Annotated in this window: 13 protein-coding genes; 1 reads left to right on the forward strand and 12 read right to left on the reverse strand. The window is 31.0% G+C overall.

The window, feature by feature from the left end:
- Positions 1-423: 423 nt before the first annotated feature.
- The 5 genes from ABJD27_RS03970 to ABJD27_RS03990 all read right to left on the reverse strand — a co-directional run bounded on the left by ABJD27_RS03970 (position 424) and on the right by ABJD27_RS03990 (position 11364).
- Positions 424-1275 carry a hypothetical protein gene (locus tag ABJD27_RS03970; protein WP_348170732.1) on the reverse strand — a complete coding sequence of 284 codons (852 nt, stop codon included), beginning with the start codon at positions 1273-1275 and terminating at the stop codon, positions 424-426.
- On the reverse strand, positions 1268-1801 hold the full coding sequence (locus ABJD27_RS03975) for a hypothetical protein (RefSeq protein WP_348170729.1): 534 nt from the start codon (positions 1799-1801) through the stop codon (positions 1268-1270). Before ABJD27_RS03975 ends, ABJD27_RS03970 begins: the two co-directional genes overlap by 8 nt.
- Positions 1794-8345 carry a hypothetical protein gene (locus ABJD27_RS03980; RefSeq protein WP_348170726.1) on the reverse strand — a complete coding sequence of 2184 codons (6552 nt, stop codon included), beginning with the start codon at positions 8343-8345 and terminating at the stop codon, positions 1794-1796. Before ABJD27_RS03980 ends, ABJD27_RS03975 begins: the two co-directional genes overlap by 8 nt.
- Positions 8346-8564: 219 nt before the next feature.
- Positions 8565-10115 carry an alkaline phosphatase family protein gene (locus ABJD27_RS03985; protein WP_348170723.1) on the reverse strand — a complete coding sequence of 517 codons (1551 nt, stop codon included), beginning with the start codon at positions 10113-10115 and terminating at the stop codon, positions 8565-8567.
- Positions 10116-10527: 412 nt separating this feature from the next.
- The gene (locus ABJD27_RS03990) at positions 10528-11364 is read right to left on the reverse strand and encodes a class I SAM-dependent methyltransferase (protein ID WP_348170720.1); all 837 of its coding nucleotides are present in this window, start codon (positions 11362-11364) and stop codon (positions 10528-10530) included.
- Between the two features lie 356 nt (positions 11365-11720).
- Here ABJD27_RS03990 and ABJD27_RS03995 point away from each other — a divergent pair, with 356 nt between their 5' ends.
- Positions 11721-12689, forward strand: coding sequence for an oxidoreductase family protein (locus ABJD27_RS03995; RefSeq protein ID WP_348170717.1), 969 nt, complete (start codon positions 11721-11723; stop codon positions 12687-12689).
- A gap of 33 nt (positions 12690-12722) precedes the next feature.
- Here the strand turns inward: ABJD27_RS03995 and ABJD27_RS04000 are convergent, their stop codons facing one another.
- The 7 genes from ABJD27_RS04000 to ABJD27_RS04030 all read right to left on the reverse strand — a co-directional run bounded on the left by ABJD27_RS04000 (position 12723) and on the right by ABJD27_RS04030 (position 20961).
- Positions 12723-13628: a hypothetical protein gene (locus tag ABJD27_RS04000; protein WP_348170714.1), complete on the reverse strand. Its 906-nt coding sequence runs from the start codon at positions 13626-13628 to the stop codon at positions 12723-12725.
- 229 nt (positions 13629-13857) lie between these two features.
- Positions 13858-14046: a class I lanthipeptide gene (locus ABJD27_RS04005; RefSeq protein WP_348170711.1), complete on the reverse strand. Its 189-nt coding sequence runs from the start codon at positions 14044-14046 to the stop codon at positions 13858-13860.
- A gap of 148 nt (positions 14047-14194) precedes the next feature.
- Positions 14195-15235: a hypothetical protein gene (locus tag ABJD27_RS04010; RefSeq protein ID WP_348170708.1), complete on the reverse strand. Its 1041-nt coding sequence runs from the start codon at positions 15233-15235 to the stop codon at positions 14195-14197.
- A gap of 110 nt (positions 15236-15345) precedes the next feature.
- Positions 15346-16068: a hypothetical protein gene (locus tag ABJD27_RS04015; RefSeq protein WP_348170705.1), complete on the reverse strand. Its 723-nt coding sequence runs from the start codon at positions 16066-16068 to the stop codon at positions 15346-15348.
- Between the two features lie 409 nt (positions 16069-16477).
- Positions 16478-17296: a hypothetical protein gene (locus tag ABJD27_RS04020; RefSeq protein ID WP_348170702.1), complete on the reverse strand. Its 819-nt coding sequence runs from the start codon at positions 17294-17296 to the stop codon at positions 16478-16480.
- Between the two features lie 76 nt (positions 17297-17372).
- On the reverse strand, positions 17373-18815 hold the full coding sequence (locus ABJD27_RS04025; RefSeq protein WP_348170699.1) for a glycoside hydrolase family 47 protein: 1443 nt from the start codon (positions 18813-18815) through the stop codon (positions 17373-17375).
- 238 nt (positions 18816-19053) lie between these two features.
- Positions 19054-20961 carry a DUF4157 domain-containing protein gene (locus tag ABJD27_RS04030; protein WP_348170696.1) on the reverse strand — a complete coding sequence of 636 codons (1908 nt, stop codon included), beginning with the start codon at positions 20959-20961 and terminating at the stop codon, positions 19054-19056.
- Positions 20962-21125: the final 164 nt, after the last annotated feature.

A 21125-nucleotide genomic window follows, 5' to 3' on the forward strand; every position in this document is an offset into this window, starting at 1 on the left:
AGTGACTTACAACGTATTTAGTTTTCTACATTTATTATGAATTGTCACGTTTTGTTTTAAAACTCAAATCTAAAATAGAAGTAAGCATTCTTTTTTGCGTAGTTGTTTTTTTCTTTTAATTATTGTTAATGGTCTTGTGTATGACTCACAATATATAAAAAGACACTACATTTTGAATTAGTACTAAAAGTAGATTTACTAGTTACTCTGAAGACCACCAGTTAGAAACTGGCGGTAGCGAGGGGGTAATCTGTTATGAAGTCCAATAGTGGTTGTTCTGTATTCTTTGCGCCTTTTTTTAACAAAGATGAGAAAACTACAGTTTTTATACTTTGTTCTCTACAGATTTCCTATCCTTTAACATACTCTTTTGTAATTTTGATTTTGAATATTTGCTTTTTCGAATTGTAAATGTGTATGCAGCTAATGTTTTTTGTTCTTCTCATCCTCTGATAAACTATGATTATGAGATAGTATTAAATACATCATTAGAAGTAGTAAAAATATACCATAAGCAACTAAATATTTAAGATCGAGACCTGATGATTTTTCTATAAATAATTTTTCAATAATTTTTATAACGGTATAGGACATCATTGAAGAAATAAATAAAGTCTTAGTTGTGTTTAAATTATTTTTTGATTGCTTTATATCCTCTATATCTGTACTGCCAGAATTAATTAACTTTGTTTTAAAATTAGATTCAAAATAATAATATAGACCTAACAAAACTAGAAAGGGTAATAGATACACAAAAATATGTTCAATTATTTTTAATGATTCTAGATCTTTTTTATTAGACTTTACTTTTACTATTTGCTCACTCTCATTTTCAATTGTTTTTAATAAAATTTTTATTTGTTCATCTTTTAATTTTAAATTTTCTTGAACCAATGTAGTATCTATTCTAATAGATTTTTCGATATTTAATTTTAAAGAGTCAACTATTTGCTTACTATAGTCTTTTGTGTTTGAATAGTTTACTATTCCTTTTATGTCATTAAAAAACATTGAAACTGAGTAAACTAGCGATAATGTAATTAATAAAAACATTGCGTACCTTATGAGGGTGAAAATACACTCAGCTTTATCGCGCCATAAGCGTCTTGCATAAAATAGCCTATCAATAAATTTGGTAAACCAGTTTGGACTAACTAAGTATAGTTTTTTTAAAAAAACTTTGGAATTACCAGCATTGTCTGAACTTGTTAATTTATTATAAATCAGATCATTTATTTCGCTTTCAAGTTCTTTTATTTTTTTATCTCTATCCATTCATAATTTTTTTAATTATGTCAATTTCATATGCACCCGAGCCATCCTTTTGTATATGGTTTATCTTCAAACTTTCATTTATTTCCTTTAAATTCTCAATAACTGTTGATTCTTCGGCCACACTTATAATATAACATTTCGCATTTTTGGTAATTTCTTTACTCATTAAATAATTATAAAACTTTAAACCTTCATCATCTACATTGCCTTTAAGTGCTACATCAATGAAAATTAAAGAATCATTGTTGATATAAAGAGATGCAATAATTTTGTTAAAAACATTTTCACGATTTGTGTCATTAATTTTTTTATAAACATCTTTTAATAATAGAAAATCATTTGAATAGTTTTTACTTTTTAAATTTTTAAAATTTTCGATACTTTCTATATCACTAAAATCTAAATTTGATTTATTCAGTATTCTTGGGTAAATATTTGTGTATTCTACTATTTTCTGTACAGTTATTTTTTTAATTATATCTTCAAGTTTAGATATATCATCTTCTATAAATATAATATTATTCATGTTTAGTTATTTTTAGTTTTACAAAATGATTTTTGCCAATAGTTTTAAAAGAAATATATTTTTCTAATTTACCATCTTCTATATTATATGTCTTTTGCATTAAATTTTTACAGATACTTTTACCTCCTCTTATTCTTTTCTTTTGTTCACTTTTACTACCAATTCTATTTTTAAAAATCAAGTAATCATCTTTAAAGTAGATTTCAATGTTTTTTGAAAGATTATTATCTGTATATCTTTTAATATTAATCAATAATTGAGGGATTATTATGTTGTATTGTAGAATATTCATATACAACTTATTTATTAAATCTAAATTTATAGTAAATTGTTCTTCTGAAAATGAGCTTCCTTCAATTAACTTAGATTTTAATATTAATATAATGAATTCTTCAATTGTTTTTTTTGAGTAAAACTTCGATGAATGATTTATTTTTATCATATTAATTTGAGAAAACACGGCATCTAAAATTATCTTATGGGTTTTTAATAAATCTTCTTTTTTATAAAATTCGGAGTTAATGTCACCCACAGTTAAGTTATTAATAGAGTTTATTATATCAATAGTATCAATGTGGATTTTTAAATCGCTTTCAAAATTATTGATTTTCTTTACTATTTGCTCTAGATTGGATTTAAAGCTATTTAAATAATGGGCATTGTTTTTAATTAAGTTTTCTTCAATCTCAACGCTAATTAATCCTAAGAAGCTTGTCCCAGCGGTCTCATTTTTTATAAAACTTGTAAAATCTTGTCGTAGTGCTAATAATAGGCGAAGCTTCTTTTCGTTTAATCTAGTAGATTGATTCAGATAAATTGTAAATATTCCTAATGTGTTAAATACTAGTTCAGATTGCTCTTTATCTATATCGTTTTCAATAAAATCAGATATACGAATTAATAAAATGGATTTTTCTTTTTCCAATTCTTTAAATTGTTCAGTCTTTATAATATTCCTTTTTACTTCTTTATCATTTCTACATGATGGCCCTCCTAAGTTGTCTTTTCTTACCTCAAAATGAGAGTATAAATCGTTGTCCGATTTAAACCTCTCTTCGCCCATCATAGTAGTTAGAGAATTTTTTTCTTTGGTGAACTCAAGTCTTTTAGTAGAAGAATCGTTTAAGCTAAAAGTATGAATATCATCTTTATCATACTTATTTATTTCTTTGTAGTTTATAGTAAAGAAAATATCTTCCACTCTTTCTCCAATTATTTTATTTATATGGGATAAGAGAGGCCTTATTATTTTTTGAATTTTTTTTCCACTATCTTTTTGTTTTTTTATACTCTTTTTACTCAAGAGTTTTTTAACGTAAAGAAAATGATTTAGACTTGTCTCATCTTTATTTTGAACTTCAACAAGTTGCTCATATTTTTTGTTTCCCAATAAAGTTTTATTTAGATCTTCAATTTTTTTGTCTATTAATATTGGGATAAACTCTTCGGCATATTTATTTAATATTTCGGTGTTCTCTAAGTGAAGTAATCTTAGTAAATGATTGTATGTTGCACTTTCATTACAATTTGGGTCATAATCATTTTCACGTTCATTCTTTAGTACCTTATCTAGTTTTATAGATTTTGTTTCGTTTTGAATTACCAATTCTTGTACTAATGCAACTAAATGGTTAATTAGTTTTTTTGTGTTTGATAGCTTGTATCTTGGGTTTTCAATTAGAAGATTATAAAAGGATTCTCTGAACTTAGTATATGATGCTTTATCATTACGATTAATTAATGGGAAGTTGTTATTCGTTTCAAAACTATCCATTGAGTTAGCTATCTGATCTCTATAGTAGTAATGTTCTTTAATTAGGCTTTTGTGGTAATTATCCGTGATTTTTTTATCTTCATTTTCAATTCCTTTTTTTGTAATTTTTTTAGAATCAAAAGTAAATTCTTCAATTACATTGTTTTTAATATTATTTTGAACAAAATCATAAAGAAACAGTTTAATCGTTGGGATATTTAAATACACTTTATTTTTGCATATTTCTTGTAAGTTTTTAGTGAAAGATTTATTTCTTTTTTTTGCATTACTCTTTTTAGAGGGTTCAATTTTATTTAATTTTTCAATTAAAACTTTGTAGAATTTAAAAGTGTCTTTATGAAATATAATATTGCTCTGTAACTTGATAGATTTTTTTAGTAAAAATTTTAAATCTTGGTAGATACTATAATTAGTCTTAGAGTTTAACTCATAAAATGCAATTGGATGATTTTCTAGTTTTCTGTTTATAATTTTAATGGTTCTATTTATTTTAATATGAACCCAATAAAATGCTATTTTTCTTATTTGCTTATAGTAGATTAGCGGCGTACTACATATCACTTTTAAAATAGTGTAGTCAAGATTATTTTTGTTTTCATATATTATTAATCTGTGTTTTAAATCGAATTTTAGTTCTTCTTCGATTTTATTTTTAATATTGTTAATAGACTCAAGTACAATCTTGTATCCTTTTTTATCTAGTTTAAAGACTTTATCCTCTTCAGATTTTAGTAATGGGAAATAGTGCTGTATTATTTCTAGCCATTTATCGTCTGCTTTTTTTTTATAATTTATTATTTCTTTTTCATTATTTGAACTAGGAGAAAAGTCGTATTCGAAAATGGTATATAAGGCATTTAATACTAATGCTTGATATAGTTTTTTATTTCGTTTTTTTTTCTTCTCAAAATCAAGAGAGTAATCTTTAACTTTTAAAGATGGTGTTTTATTTAAATTATTAGCCTCAATTCCTTTCCTTTTTTTATAGAAGTAATTTCTTACTTCATCCAATGAAGATCTTTTTTCTAAGTAGTCGTATTTACTTTTTTCTATTTCTAAAGGGAATTTCTTATTAGTTTCTTCAATAGTTGGGTTGTTAATTTTATAATAGTAAATCAGTTTATCTTCAGGAGGTATGGATTTTATTATTACACCATCATTTGGTTCCCCTTTTTTTGTTTTTTCTTTGTCTTCATCCTCACTACTTGTATTTTTATTTATTTCAAGAGTTTTAAGCTTTAATAAAATATTATTTTCATCAGAAAATGCTAATCTGTTTATTAGCGTGAAACAATAATCTATCCCTTTTCCTGAGTGGTTTTTATTACGTATGTATTTTATGATATAGTTTACATCCAAAAATGATTTAGCTGTAGATAATACATCATCTACATATACTATGGTGTCCGCATTATAGAGTCCGTCAGAGTACAAAGTTTCAGAATTTTCGATATAATCTTCTTGTAAAGAAATAATTATACAATTAGCTGTATACTCATAAAGAAACTCATTTATTAAATCCAGAAAATTAGAACGAGAGCCAGAACTAGGAGTTACTACTACTACTTTTTTATCTATAAAGTCTTTTTTGTAAATTTCATTTTTTTCAAACCTTTCCTTTAGTTTTATTATCCAATTTTTAATTTCCTCTTCATTATTAGTAATTACCTTTCCTGTTCTATTATAGTAGAGATACTGGTTATTTTTCTTTTTTAGGTTTCCATATAGTAATGAACCTTCAAGTGATAGATAGTTCTTATCGGAACCAAAAATAGAGTGGTAAGGTTTGGTCTTTGGAAAACTAAAAATTATTTGTGGGGTTATAGAAGCTTGCCCGGTTTCAATTAAGCACCTTTCATCGTAAGCACCTTCAGGGTAGCATAATTTACATTCATTTGCTTTATGCCAAGTAGTATAAACCGGTACTAGATATTTTTGTTCTCTTTCATCTCTAGGAAAATTATATCTTTCTACAATTATTTTTTTATTCTCCTTATCTGCTATTTTCCAGTTATATTCTGAATAAATTTTTTCTTTAATGAATTTCCCTTTATTGTCAATAAAATCTATTAAAAACACACTTTTACTCCCATCTTCATTAATAGGCCTGTGAGCAACTAATATCACATTTTGAGTAGGTTGAAGGACATTGATTTTTAGGAAATCAAATACTTCGATTTTTTTTCCTCTTTTTACGATACCATTTAATTGATCTTCTATTTTTAGAGAAGTATTAAATGAAGTTGCAATTGGTACAACAATAATAACATTTTGCATTAGTTTATGCCTTTCTCTAGAAAGTTGTCCATCTTTGTCTATGGTCAAATGATTTATTTTAATTTCAATATCATTTACTTGTTCTATTTTTTTTGTTAAAAAATTTCTTATACTACTTATTAATAAGCTTGAATAGTTTTCATAACCAATTAGGGTAAATGATTTTAATTCATCATTCTTATCTAATAGTTTTCCAGAGTGATCTTTCCATATATTTTCTGAAATTTGGTATGCTAATGGGGTTGTGAAAAAACTGTTTTGAAAAAGTTTTTTTGCATAATAGAAATCAGATATGTGAATTTTTGAGCCTAATCTAAAGTGGGTATCTTGTATCTTATATCCTTTGTTATTAGTATTTTCTGTTCTTCTTTCCTGTAAAAGCGTGTTTAGAGAATATTGAACCGATTTCTCAAAAAGTGAAATTTTATCTTCATTTTCTGTTTGGGTGTTTAACAAAACCTCAAAGTATCTTAAATTTTTACTGCTTCCGCTAAATAAAACACTATTAAAAACGCCTAGATTTTTATTTGCTTCTGAGATCTTGTTTATATTAAAAACGCCTTCTTTATAGCTATAATGATGAGTCCATATTTTCCTATTAATATAATTGAAATCATCTATACTTTTACCTGCTAATATATTTGCTCCATATCTATAGTACTCATTATCGGTAATGTTTTTGGAATAGAAAAGAATTTTTGAATTTTCATCATCCCATATGTTTTTTTTATCAATATTTTTTTCAGTCTCATAAAAAAGTTTACGAATATTAATAATCTCTTTAAAATACTCTAAACGAATATCATATAGTATTATGTTGTCAAAAAAATCAGTTAATGTCCATATAAATCTAAGCCATTGACTGGCGTTTTCGATATGTTCCTTTTTTATACTATTACAGTTTACTGCAATAATATCATTATCTCTGTTATAATTATAAGATGATAAAAGAGTAGAAATATAAATAAGGCTTTTATCTTTTATTGTTGGTGTTGACTCAACTTCAAAAGTTGGCTTATATCTAATTATATTGTTTATACCAACTATATAATTCTTTAAATCTTCACCTATTTGAGAAAAGTTGAACTCTTCTAAACTTTCAAAAGTGTTATAGTTAGAGCTTTTAGTATTTGTAGTTGTATTATGTTGACTAATGTTTTTATGTTCCCAATTATTAATAGGAATTATTGCATTATAAAAAGTTCCAAACGCAATAAAGTCTTCTTGCCTACTTGCTTCTAAATTTAATTCTCTCTCCTCATTATCATAAAATATTGCTTTCTCATTTAGAGAAGAAATTTTAATAAATCCTCCATATTTGTTTATAATTAAACGTGTGAAATACTGGAGACCAATTCTTGTTGTTAATTTATTGTTTTGAACTGATAATCCTTCAGCTTTATCTTTGGGTATAAATAGATCTTTAAAAGTGATTTTATTTTGCTCTAATCTCTTAATGTCTGAATCAAACGATAACCCAAAAACTTTTTTAAGTTTATTATTTATAGGTTCTTTGTTGTTCTCTTTTCTTTTTATTTCATATTCATTTAGAGCCTCTATGTATGTCTTTTTTGTTTCTGTTAGATTTGTAATAAATTTTTCTTTGATATTTTTATTTCCTAAATCTATGACATTAATATCTATAAAATCAGAAAAATCTAATGTCGAAATAAATTTATTCTCATCACCATCTCTCTTTTTTATTAGTGATATTTTTTGCTTATCATAATTTCGTACAGAAATAACACCGTTTTTCCCACTATGTTGTACTATGTTTAAGGCCAGTTCTTTTAAACCATAGCAGATTTCTTTAGTAGAAAGAATAAAATTTGATATAGTTCTTATATTTTCTTTAATAGCAATATTTTTATTACCCTTCAAGGATTTGAAAAAATTGTTTAATTTTTTCTTTGTAGCCTTGTATACAAATAAGCTCAATATTGATAATTCGATAAAAGATAGTTTTTCAATTTTCTCCAACAGAATTTTCCTATCTTTTTTTACAACAGTTTTACCTAATATTTTATCAATCTCTTTTTCTATTTTTTCTAAATATAAATCATAAAGTTTATTCTTTACAATTCTTTCATTAAAGAAATAATCAATTTGCTTATTTTCGGATATTAATAAATGCGGAATATACCCACTACTAGATTGGAGTGTTTTATAATCATTTGTTTCTCCAGTGTCAGTATCTAAAAATTGAAATTGTAACCTTTTTCCGTTATTAGTGATTTTAGAATATAAAAAATTGATTTGATTAACTTGGGTTGAAGCACTATAATACCTATCCGTATTGTCGTCTTTAAGAGTTATAATAACATTTAGAAGGTCTATTTCTACTAGTAAAAGTAAAACATAGGAAAAAAAAACAGGATCTATTTGCCCTTTAGTAAGTGTAATTGATAGGTTGGGGCTTTTTTTCAGACTATCAATATTACTTAAAAGGTCATTAATTTCAGGATACCCTATATTTTGCCAATCTCTTTCCATTCATTAAATTCTATTCAGTTTTCTAATATAATTAATTGTTTGTCATGTGTTTAGAGACTTTTGTAAAATATCTCAATTTTCCTTTGTAATCGTTACTAAACCTACCATATTAAGTTCATACTCCACTACGGTTTCCCGTAATCCATATAGAAAAGCAGTAAGAGGCATTTTGGGATTTCAACAAACACTTCGACAAGCTCAGTGTGACACTCAGTTTATTCACTCCTTCCTATAATACTTCTTATGCATATCATCAATATATTTAGACACATCATCCCCATTATGAAACTCAGGAGGGGTCACGGTTGTACCCGTTTCACGTGATGCTTTTTCTGCGAGCGCTCCTGCATGCATTTTTTGAATTTGAGAAGCATGCGGTTGTATTTGAATATTAGGATTGGCTATGGGAGGAACCACGCCTTCCATAGGGTCATCGGTTCTTGGTGTTAAACGTGTGCATACATCCATAACGTCTGGTGCGGCTTTATCACGCTCTGTAAGAGGTGTTTTTAAATCAAAACATTTTCTGAGTGTTGCCAAAATAGAGGTATGATCCAATGGAGTTTCGCCTTTGGTACGATATACGGTTCCGGCTTCGATCCATGGAGAAATTAAGACGGTAGGTACACGAACGCCAAATCGCGTAAAGTCAAAATCAAATGCTAGTGATTTTGCTGGGGGAGAAACGGCATTTGTAGGCGGTGTCACATGATCGTAGCAACCTCCATGCTCGTCATAGGTAATGATCAATAAAGTATCTTCCCAATAGTCAGATAATTTTAGTGCCTTGTATATTTCAAGAAGGTAGTCATCTCCTAAAGCAACATTATAGTTAGGATGTTGGCTATTTCCTTTGGATCCCCAGATAGGCTCCAAGAAGGTATAGCTTGGCAATGTTTTATCGGTTAATGCAGTTTTAAAATCTTCAAAACTTCCTGTTTTGCATCCTGATGGATACGGTGTTTGGAGATCTTGACAAAAAGAAAGAGTATATGGATTACCATGATTTCCAAAAATCCCCCAAGTGTGATTGTTATCGGTTAAGTGTTTGAAAATACTTTTTGCACTGTATGATTTTACCTCATCATATAGATAACCTTGTGAGGTTCCCATATGCGTAAATGCTCTGTTGGGGAGTGTTTCTGTAGGTGCAGAACAATACCAATGATCACAGACGGCATAGCCTTTTGCAAGACCAGAAAGCACAGGAAGCATATCAGAGGTATAGATTCCCATAATATCTTTAGGTTGCACTTCTTCTAAGTCTGGAACTTCAGAGGCATGACCTGATGGAGGAGGTGTTTTGTACCATTTTTTATAGGCATCACTGCGGTATTTGTGATGTGTATCTGGAGATTTTTTTCTCTGTATAGGTACTATAAAGGGATCATCCTTCATCTCTTTATCTTCCAATGGGGCATTGTCAATGGTACTTTGAAAATCACGTACAAATCCTTGATTGTCTTCAATGCCTTCTGGGAATGGAGGTTGTCCCGCTCCAAAAAGCTGAAAATTCGTATTCGCAAAGCCTTCTCCTGGATCTTTCTGCGGCATAAAATAGGCATACGGATGCTCTTTCTGAATAGGAAATGCCTTGATTTCATTCCCTTCGTTGTCTGGGTTACTTTCTTTCCCTGTTAAGCCTTCAAAAGGATGTCCTAAAGGAGATATGTTATTATTGTCTTTGTATAAATACCCCAACATACTGTCGAAAGAGCGATTTTCGAACATCATAACAACAACATGTTTAAATTTGGTAAGATCGGTCATAGTGATAAATAGGTTAATTGTTTGGTTAATAGAACCTAAGATAAATTCAAAAGAGCTCATGACAAAACAGATCGCTGTTTATTTATTCACTTTTAGTTTGTAGAGTGCATATGTAATGATCTTATTGTAGGTGATTTAGATATGGAAGTTGTTGTATACGCTTTCGCGAAAGCGTACACAAAAGAAGTAAGAGTTTAGACAAAAAAGTGAGAAACGTTTTGGTAGGCTTAGTATGATTCTCACTCAGTATAGATTTGTATTGTTATACGCTTTCGCGCCTGCCTGCCGGTAGGCAGGAAAGCGGAAACAAGAGATATTAAAGTGGGAGGGATGTGGAAGTATCGTTTTGTGTCTAGAGTCTAACGGAATGTTATTTATGTAGTATACCCAAAATGGTGGGTAGTATTTTTAATCACCCGGTATTGTATATGATATATGCCAATTTATCAATTTCAGGACGATACGTTTCTTTGTCTTTTTCGTAATTTACTTGTAGTCTTTCTTGATATTCTGTTCGAAAGGACCTTAAAATCTCTTTATCCTTCTCTTCTTGTTCTTTGCCTCCCTTATTTTGATACTGATCCCATTGTGGCACCATAGGATTCCCTAATATCATAACGTATAGAATTCCTGTGTCTTCAAGTTTTTTTCGGTACCACTGTTCTGCTTCTAGATTTGCAATAAAATAACCAGACCTAACATAAGCATTTTCTATTTCGGTTCTTTTTTCTCCTTGTACATTCATTGTTGAAGAGATCATAATACCTCCTTTTTCTGTGGCGTTAAAGAATACCTTTGCAGCCTTTTCAATATCAGAATTTGATAACCCTTGTATGGCATTATTGTTTAAGACAACATCAAATAGTTCATTAGGAGATTCATTTCTAAAATCTGCAACCTTAATTTGGGGTTCAATAAACTTAGTTTGATATTCGATGTCTATTTCATCAAGAACAGGTTGAAGTTGATTTAATAGTTTGAATGGATTTTTCTTTAATAATTCACTTTGAAATTTTATAGCAGTTTTAGAAATATCTGTGGCTAAAACTTCACAGTTGAGATAAGAAAATAGCCAAGGACTTAATTCTAAGCCACAGCCAGAAACCCACACTTTTCTATTTGCTACAGCCGAAAAATATCTCAAACTATCTTCTATTTCATAATTAGCAATGTCTTTGATCACTACTTGATTTTCTTCAAAGTAAAGATCCCATTCTTTCGTATTATTCCAGTCTATTGGTATATTCATATCCTTCAATTTAATACATTAGTTTAGTGTATATAAGATACGGATTTTTGAATGAATATCACATCAAAATAGTGTGTTTTATGCACTGATTTTGTTTTTGTAAAAATATATGAATTGCAGCGTTTATAGTGCCTAACACTGCGTTTTGTGTCTATATGTAGTTGCTGTGATTTTTGTACGTTATGATTATTTTTCCTTCCTGTTTTTTTACTCAAATCAGCGATATAAAAATCAATAGGTACTACTAATTTTCTTTAAAAAATATCTAGTATTTATTTGTGTCTTTTAAATGAAAATAACATATTGAATTAGTAGTATTTTTGCAGAACATTCATCGCTATTAGATTGACTACCTCATGAATCCAAACTTTACAAACTACCTTTTAAAGATTACTTCATCTACAGAGTGTAGAGAGGTGGAGGTCATTCAATCGTTGTGGAGTGGTTACGGTAGCATTTCCCGATACCAATTGGACAATGCATCATTTCCTACCGTTGTCGTAAAACAAATCTCTTTAAATACATCTGGTGAACATCCAAGAGGTTGGAATACAGAATTCTCTCATAATAGAAAGGTGCAATCATACAAAGTGGAAACACATTGGTATGAACAATGGGGTCAGCTTTGCACCGATGATTGTAAAATCCCAAAGTTGATTGGTTCCTTTACTGAAGGAACTCATCAATGGATTGTTTTGGAGGATTTGAATCTACACTTTCCGTTACGAAAGGAACAACTTCACCTTACAGAGGTAAAAGCATGCTTAACTTGGTTAGCAAGTTTCCATATGACCTTTTTAAATCACAAGCCAGTTGGTTTATGGGAAGTGGGAACGTATTGGCATTTGCAGACACGTCCTGATGAGTTCAATACGATGGAGCATCAAGAGCTAAAATCAAAGGCGCACATCATTGATACTTCACTAAATGAGTGTACCTATCAAACAATTGTTCACGGAGATGCTAAGCTTGCTAATTTTTGTTTTTCTGAGGATGGAAGAGAAGTAGCGGCTGTCGATTTTCAATACGTTGGTGGCGGATGCGGAATAAAAGATGTTGCTTATTTCCTGGGAAGTTGCCTTTCTAGTTCTGAATGTGAAGTATACGAAAAGGAGTTATTGGATTTCTATTTTTCAGCATTAAAACATGCATTTGATACTAGTACATCCAGTATTGATTTTAAAGCATTGGAATCCGAATGGCGGAAGCTGTATCCTATTGCTTGTACTGATTTTACTCGATTCTTACTGGGTTGGATGCCATCACATCAAAAAATAAATACGTATAGTCTTAATATCATGAACTCGGTTTTATCAAGTTTGTAAGACTTTTTACTATTGTTCTTGATAATTACTATTTTAAAACTTTCGTGGAGTTTTAAAAGGTTTTGTCAATTGTTTATTAGTCTCTGTAGTAACGATTGATGATAAAAATTTTATCATCGGTAAAGCTGATGTTGGATATTTATAGCTATACCCAACAGGTGTTTGTCTTTTATTGTTAGCAAATACTTTTATCTTGATCAGAGTGCCATGAGATGATAATCCAATATTGTCTATTTTAAAACGGAAAATGCCACTTGCATTTACATCTTTTTTTAATTGAATTTGTTCGGTTTTAGTCAGAGAACCTTTATAATAATTTGTCTCTTGAGTATTCTCTTCTGATGTGTTTTCCTTTTTTAATGGATTCACTTTTTTAAGTATCTTAAATGTTCCATCTTGATATATTTCTAAATAATTATAATATTCTTGAAACCAACCGTTGCTTTTCCAAGATACTCTAATTTTTGACCAGTTTATTTTTTCAATAAGTGTATTTGCATTGTATAATTTAATGGTCTTAAAATAGTCTGGTGTAAAACTTGAATCTGAAATAATTGTTTTTGATTGGTCAATAAACCTATTCTTTAACCTTGCAGAGATCGCTATTGCAGATCGATTAATTGGATTTAGATAGAGGCTGTCAGAAGTTAGTTTTGTTATTTTAAACCATGAATTTGGAATAGAATCATATGGACAGGGAATAACTACAGTTTTACCATTTTCTGTAGTCATACATTCATATTTGGGATACCGATGTTTAATTTTTAACGTATCGTTTTCTGTACTATAGTCTCCAAAAAAATCAAAAATATCACTTGTAACAAGATGATCGTTTTTTGAAATAAATGAACTTTGATCATCATATAGCCAAGTACCTTCTAGTTCTTGCCCTATCATAGAAAAGGAATTCATAATTATTATTATAATAAATAATTTCATTTTGGATGTTGGTTTCTCAAATATCATTCAATTGTAAAGATCAGAAAAGGGATAATGAGTAAAATGGACTTTTGAATGAGTCAAACTGTTTTTAAATGATGCGTTACGATGTCATAATAGTCTCAAATAATATAAAAATCCCGCTACTTTTTAATATGCAGCGGGAGGTATTGTATGTTGTTTATAGTAAAATGTTATGACTTGTAAAAGTCATATATGTAGATGCGTATTAACAATCTACCATCGTTGGTGGTGGTGGTGGTGGACATCCTGTGGGTTGACAAGAACTTGTCATACCTGTCATATCTGTAATACCTAATACGCCTCCTCTACCACCTTGTATAGAAGAAGGATTATTCAATTTTGAAATGGTTAATTTGTTTAAAGCGAGTTTCTTAATAGATTGTCTGTTTTTCATAGTGTTTTATATTTTTCATTTTAAAGTTACAAAAAATGTGTATGCTATCTCTAAGATTTCTAGGGATTTATTTTTAATAATCCACTGGAGTGTATTTATGTGAATGATTTGAAATACCACAAACTAGAAACTAACGAGAGTGAGTGTTTTATTTACTTACGAATGCAAGTATTGTTGTTGGAAACTTATCAGTAATCAAAAGAAAACCTTTGTTTTCAAGCCTTACAATGCCTTCCCAATTTCTGCTTTCTTCCTGTTCTAATTCAAGTTGAATTGGTTTATGATCAGATAGCGATATTTTGCCATCTTTGTATTGCAATTCCACTAGCCGCTCAACAAATGGGTTTTTTTGATGTGTGATTCCTTGTTCTATATCATACCATTCAATAACTTGATCTTTTACGACACTTAATGCTTTCTCTTTATGATAAAAATAATTTATCACCCAGAAGTGTCCATCAGAATCCAATGCTGTGGCATCCGTAATTCGAAATGGAATTATTGGCATTTCTATAGGTTTCATTTTTTGTAACTCTTTTGAGAATACAGATGCATATATTGGATCTTTCTCACGAACGCCATTGGCTTCATGAAAAGAAATGAGTTGGCTTTTTTCTCTTTTTTTGGAAGATGTAAGAATTAATGCTTCTTCTGCCATATTTTCTACGTCGGATTGGGATGGGATTTTTTGATTGACGTATGATGTATATTCAATGGGATCAATAGAGATAGAAGTCATGTCTTTACTGAGTTGTCCCTTGACTATTACCGAATAGGGAGGTGATTGTTCTGGTTCAAACTCTATTGTTAACCAAGATTCTCCCGTTCTTGAATCAAAAACAATCGACTCAAATCCTTCATAACCATCTATAATTTTCCAGAATTGTGTTGTGAACTTTATTGATTTTGGTCGTAAAGGATTGGGGTTTTTATTTTTCTCAACGTTACTCAAATACTCCAATATTTCTTTTTTGTGAAGGCTATAAATTTCACCTTTTTTTTCTGGATATTGAGGTAATAAAATTAAGTAATCATTATACCATGCCATCCCAGAAATCTCCGATTCCCTGTCGGCAATATATCCCTTAAGTTGTATTTCCTGTAGTTTGGCTTCAGTTTCCTGTGCTTGCAAATTAAGAGCAAGTACTAGCATAACAAAAGTGAATAAAACAGTTATTCTATTTCTCATAGTCTAATTTGGAGTCATATCTTGTATATGAAACGTAATGTATAAAAAGATGCTTACTTTTCAAGTTATTACGACACCAAATTTTTATATGATATAGGGAATAGGTCTTTCTATTGGAAGCTAAATTCTGCTATTATCTCAAAAAAATCACAATTAGAACATCCTATTGTGGTTGTATTTATTACCTCTTCTCCAGCTATAAACTCATTACTATCAAAATACGTGTCTCCAAATGAATTCATTTTAGTCACTAAATTGTCATTTTCATCATAAAATTCTATTTGATACACAGCTGTATTATTAGCGTTACTTCCATTATTGAGTTGTATTGTGTTTCCAGGAAAATCTATAGTCCAATCTGTTGCGCTAGGAACTATAGAGCTAATGTTTTGCCTTGTTTGTGATGTGTATGTATACGATGTCCCATTTAGTGTGAGTTTATTTATTCTAAAATAAAGGGAGTTATAATTTTGAGGAATATCTTTTAGTGTCAATGTGTTAAATAACAAACTTGAAGGTCTTGTAATCGTAATGGCTTGTTCGGTTTGTATATCAAATTGATTTGACCGTAGTCTAATGGTATAGTCTCCAATTCGGTTTGCATTGAAATTTAAATTTTGTGATGTAAAAGTTTCAACCCCAAAGTCTGAAATAACTTCCCAGATATAACCTCCATTTTGGTTTGTAGTTGTATTGGTAATATTAATTTCGGAAGATGCGATTCTGCTTCCACTTTCAATGTTAAAAGATAAGTTTGGTTGAAATTCGTCAGAATCTGATGAGCAACTATGTAATGTAATAATTGCAATGGAAAGGATTATTAATTTTTTCATTCTAGTTTTAAATTTATTTCAGTATTGTTTGGGTTTTATTTAATTGTAGATAAGGATGTTACATTTTAAAAAGTTACCTAATAGTCATCTATAATTAATTAGTAAACCTATTGATTCCAAACCAGATACCATTACGGTTTTCCATAATCGATATAGAAAAGTAGTTGGAATTGTTTTGCGTTTAAGTGGAGGCAGTGTGAGATTTAGAATGGGCTTCTGCGTTGTTACGCTTTCGCGAAAGCGAGACCAGTACTTATAGAAATGTGGATGAAGAATATGTTTATAGATGAGTCACTCACTACTCAGAGTAACACCAGTTTATAAACTGATGCTAGCGAAGCGACTGTCCCCAAAGTAATGATGAATAAACGTTGTTAGTCAATCGTTTTATATATAGTATTGCAGTGTATTATTTCTGCGTTCCTTCTAGTGTTTTTTGTAAATCAGAATTTATTTTTTCATTTATAATATCAGTTAATTTTCCACTTTCAAAATCATATTTTTTGATTAAAGTAGGCTCATTATATTCTTGATATTGTCCATCATTATTTTTATCAACCCCAAACTCAATAATCAAATTTTTACTGTTATTTATGAATTTATAATTATATACATCCATCCCGTCAATTCCGATTTTTTTCATTTCATTTTGACTAAATGAATAGATATACAGTGATTTAAAATCTTTTAAATTAATAACTCCATCCTTGTGGGTATCTTTTTCGGAAGCCTTTATGAATAGAAGAATTTCTTTGTCAAAATATTCTGTATTTATAGTGTTAAAATTCACTCGTTTGTCAAATAGTTTTTTGTTTATTCCATCATTGGAGTGATATACAATAATATTATTATATGTTCCGTAAAATCCACTTGAATACCTAGTGTCTGGTGATTCAAAATTACCTGATACAGAAATTGCATTTAGAAGACCGCTTATATCTTCTTCTTCATTCAAAGTTTTATGTGAAACAGGCACAATATAGATTGAGTTTAGGGTGTCAATAAGCTTAGGCGTTTTGTATGAGATGACTTGTTCTCGTTTATTTTCTTTTTGTAGTTCTTCAATTTTTTCGTCCGACAATATTCCAGTTTCAACGTCATCATAACTATATCTACGATGTTCTATAATTGTAACTGAAATAAATGCTATCAACGCAACTATTAAAAATAGTACTCCAACGGTTCCTAAAACAGCTAATAATTTTTGATTGTATTTCTCGATTTTCATGTATTGTTTTATTTTTTAATGAGACACAATGGTATAAAAGCATTGCTTGTTTTAAGGGCACTTATTTTTGTTACACTCAGTTAATACCAAGATATTTTTTTATGTTCTCTTGTTTAAAGTTACTTTTCTTAAATGGATGCGCTTCTGTGTTAAATATATAATCATTGAAATCAAACTTATTTTTATCTACTACAGCAACATAAAAATATTTAAGTGTTTCGGCAAAGAAATAGGTAGCTAAATGATCTTTTTCTTTCATCGTACGCACATCTTCTATCGAGTTAAATGCAACATTATTTCGACAACAAGACTTCATGTCTTTCCAATATTTATAGATCATATCCAAATATTTTTGTTTTCCTGTAATTTCATGCAAATAATAGGCAGATTCAATAATCTCAGGATTTAATTCAGAATTGGCATATTCAATCGAATCTGCTTCGTATAGATAACGAGTCGGTAAGAGGCCATACTTGTCCCATACCCAATCCCAAGTTGCCATGTTCTTTTCTGCATTTTCAAGATCTCCATGTAGTGCCTGAATTGCAGGAAAAAAAGCATCGTATAGTGACATCGATCTTTTTACAATTTCTCCAGTATGCATGTTTACACAAGCATAAAATTGTTTGCCATTATATTCTTCGGCATAATACTGGTTTATCTTTTCTAAACTATATTCCCAAATCTCTTCTATTTCTGGATCAGGAAAGAGGAGGTTGCTTTTAAATAAGTACTCATAATAAGAATCCATTCCAGCTTGTAGATACGACCAATTATTGGTCCATTCACCTGTTTCCACATGTATGAAATCTCCAGGTAAACCGATTTCGGATTTCCTTTCAAATATGGCTTTGGTTGCTTTTTTGGCAGCTTGATAATATTTGGGGTCTTTAGAATAATAACTTAAGATTCCAAACTCAAACAAGTAAGTAGCTGCTTGAGCTGTATTTACAATGTTTCCTTTGCCCTCACCAAGATTTCCGGATGTCTTTCCTGTTTTTAAGTTAACAGAATGATAGGGGATTCCTGTAGGGGAATCAAAAGCAGGAAGTAATCTATCTCCAAAATCAATGGCCTTCTCAAGAATCTCTTTATTTTTAGTATCATCATAAATGGCGAGTAGTCCACCAAGAATTCTAATATTCACTTCAAAAACCTGTACATATATGTCCTGATCCCAATCTTTGGATAGAGCGTATTCTTCTATTTCTTTAGCTTCTTTATCTAATGCCATTAATGCAAGCGTACTATATGCATCAAAAGGTGATATCCCAAGCGATTCTTCATACCAATTATAGCCAGATTTTGAAAGAGGTAATAATACATCATAACCCCAAGCATATTCTTTATATGCACTCCAAGATCTTAGCATTTCTGTCTTTATCTCATCAGCATCGTAAGCTAAAGTGTCAACGATCACATCCTTAGTAGGTTTATCTATGTTCTCTTTATTTTTCTCTGAAGAATTACAAGAAACCAATATGGTTACAGTAAGGATAGCAATGATGATAGATTTCATTTGTTTTTCAATTGAATGCAACACATATGAATAGGGAGATATTAACTAGGCCTAAATTAATAAAAGAAAGTAAATGAGAGGAGAATTGAGAGGGTTTTTTGGGTATAGCACTAGTTGAGGTTTTCCCAAAGTAGGTGTATCTAATAATCTATATATAAAACAGGTGGTATTTGCTTTCGCGAAAGCGGAAAATTAAGTATTTGATACCCCCAATTAAGTGTGAGAAATTCTTTGTGTTTTAATCTCCGCCACCTCCTAAATTAGCAGCAGTAAGATATCTGAGTAATGCCCAGAGCGATCGACCATGAACTGGATCTATATGATCAAATACTATATCCTGAATGTCTGGTGGAATGTAGTTGGGTACCGCTAGGCCTTGTTGTTGGTAATGATTTGTTAGTGCTGTAAAAGCATTCCCTAGAGCAGTTGCAAGAGCTAGGGCATTAGCAGTTAGTAACCCACCTTGAACTAGTGTGGTGAAAGCAAATGCTGGGTTTGCTTGAAAAATTGCAAATTCAGCACTGAATGTTCCTTGGTTCCCTGCCCAAACGTTTCCCGCATGATAGTGAGCGTCCATTTGAGCTAAGGTTAATGTGTTAGCAGGTGCAGGAACAATTACGGGAGGTCCTCCATCCCCATCTGCTTCTTCATCTGCATCTGCCATTTCTATTGCCGAAGATGGGTTAGTCGAACTTCCATATTCTTCCCAAACCATTCCCGTTGTATCAGTATCTGGAGGGCTATGAAATTGGTCGGGTAGATCATCTTCATCAAGAAAACCGCTATCTCGCAATGACGACCCTAGAGCGTTTGCACCAAATGTATCCAGTGTATGTGCGTGTGCATCTTCATCACCGTAACGACCTGGCTGTTGGGTAAAATATGGAACAGAATCTGTATGTGTTCTGATGTCTTGTCCAGTTAGAAATGTTGTACCAAAATCCATAGTGCTGAATAAGCCAGGCCGGCCTGGCTGCTCGCCTTGTAAATGACGAGAAGCAATAACCCCGCCCATTCTTCTTGCCACGCTTGACTGAGCATATTCACGAACAGTATGTTGTTGATTGGCTTGTTCTGTAGATGGGTGGCGCATAGCCGTATCTTCTCGGTCTTGCCCTACTGGCGTGGCGTGGTCAGGTTGTGTATGTGCCCAAGGTGCTCGTGGGTAATCTGGTAGTCCAAACTGTTGTAATTGATCTCTAGCAGAAACACCTCCATGAATAGTTCGTTCAGAACGTCTAGGTTCTTGGTGTTGCACGCGATGTCCATCATGAAACCATGAGACATCCTCGTGATGTGTACTCTGTGGCATCACTTGATCGGCTCTTGGTGGCGGTAATGGAAATGGAGCTCCTATTTCGCCTCGAGAGGTATCTGAAGCTGCTAGAAAAAGCCCGTGTGGTCGGTTAGCATTTGGTGCATTTGGCATTGATTGGAGTGCAGGGGGATCTACTCGAATTCTTCTATTTCTGGCTAGGGCATCCAAGTCACTTTGTGTAGGACCCCTTCTGCCTTCCCAATATGATTGATTTGTTCCATCAATGTTTATCCATCGCATTTGGAAAACATTAGACTGTCCAGTGAGTGCTTTTGATGTTGGCGTAGCCAGATCATTGGTTTGTTCTTTTGTAGAAAGTTGTAGCGCCATTGCTCTGGCTCCCATTAGGTCTGCCTCTTTTTCCAAATCATCATCATCATTCACGTTTACTTTCCCTTTCATCTGCATGGTTGGCTTTACGCGTCCTTGTTTCTGCTGAACGACGTGCCATGCTTCATGAGGGAGGTGTTTATCTTGTCCAGGTCCTAAATGAATATCAGATCCTTGCGCATACGCGTGTGCTTGTAATTGTGCAGGTTTATCAGAGTTTCGGTGGACTTTTACATCATCCATTGATATTCCAGATAGGTTCTCTATTCCTGTTTTTAAATTATCTGGTAAGCCAGTATCATTTTTTTTCTTTTGGATTGGATGCTGTTGTTGAGAAGTGTAGTTATCTACCATCTCTAGTATTTTTCGTTGTGCTACTGCTTCAGGACGATTATCTTCAAAATGAAAAGTTGGCTTACTACTGCTTTTTCTTTGCGAAACTGCACTTGCTGCCGACTCGTTTTTATTTTTTTGCACGTTATCTGCGTGAGTATTCATACTTAAATGTACTAAATATGAGGAAATTAGAGAGAGGCGGGAGCATGAAAGAAAGCTGTTGTCTATGAAATGTCTACGGAAGTTTTAAAAATGACTTTAAATCAATACTTATTCAGGAAAATTGTATAAAAAAATCCCACTAGTTTCTTAAAACTAGTGGGATG

The organism is Dokdonia sp. (assembly GCF_039945015.1).
Lineage (GTDB): Bacteria > Bacteroidota > Bacteroidia > Flavobacteriales > Flavobacteriaceae > Dokdonia.

Bases quoted from the DNA above. Each gene is read 5' to 3' on its own strand.
- ABJD27_RS03990 (WP_348170720.1), bottom strand. From the start codon at position 11,364: ATGAATATACCAATAGACTGGAATAATACGAAAGAATGGGATCTTTAC.
- ABJD27_RS03995 (WP_348170717.1), top strand. From the start codon at position 11,721: ATGAATCCAAACTTTACAAACTACCTTTTAAAGATTACTTCATCTACA.
- ABJD27_RS03985 (WP_348170723.1), bottom strand. From the start codon at position 10,115: ATGACCGATCTTACCAAATTTAAACATGTTGTTGTTATGATGTTCGAA.
- ABJD27_RS04015 (WP_348170705.1), bottom strand. From the start codon at position 16,068: ATGAAAAAATTAATAATCCTTTCCATTGCAATTATTACATTACATAGT.
- ABJD27_RS03980 (WP_348170726.1), bottom strand. From the start codon at position 8,345: ATGGAAAGAGATTGGCAAAATATAGGGTATCCTGAAATTAATGACCTT.
- ABJD27_RS04020 (WP_348170702.1), bottom strand. From the start codon at position 17,296: ATGAAAATCGAGAAATACAATCAAAAATTATTAGCTGTTTTAGGAACC.
- ABJD27_RS04030 (WP_348170696.1), bottom strand. From the start codon at position 20,961: ATGAATACTCACGCAGATAACGTGCAAAAAAATAAAAACGAGTCGGCA.
- ABJD27_RS03970 (WP_348170732.1), bottom strand. From the start codon at position 1,275: ATGGATAGAGATAAAAAAATAAAAGAACTTGAAAGCGAAATAAATGAT.
- ABJD27_RS03975 (WP_348170729.1), bottom strand. From the start codon at position 1,801: ATGAATAATATTATATTTATAGAAGATGATATATCTAAACTTGAAGAT.
- ABJD27_RS04005 (WP_348170711.1), bottom strand. From the start codon at position 14,046: ATGAAAAACAGACAATCTATTAAGAAACTCGCTTTAAACAAATTAACC.
- ABJD27_RS04010 (WP_348170708.1), bottom strand. From the start codon at position 15,235: ATGAGAAATAGAATAACTGTTTTATTCACTTTTGTTATGCTAGTACTT.
- ABJD27_RS04025 (WP_348170699.1), bottom strand. From the start codon at position 18,815: ATGAAATCTATCATCATTGCTATCCTTACTGTAACCATATTGGTTTCT.
- ABJD27_RS04000 (WP_348170714.1), bottom strand. From the start codon at position 13,628: ATGAAATTATTTATTATAATAATAATTATGAATTCCTTTTCTATGATA.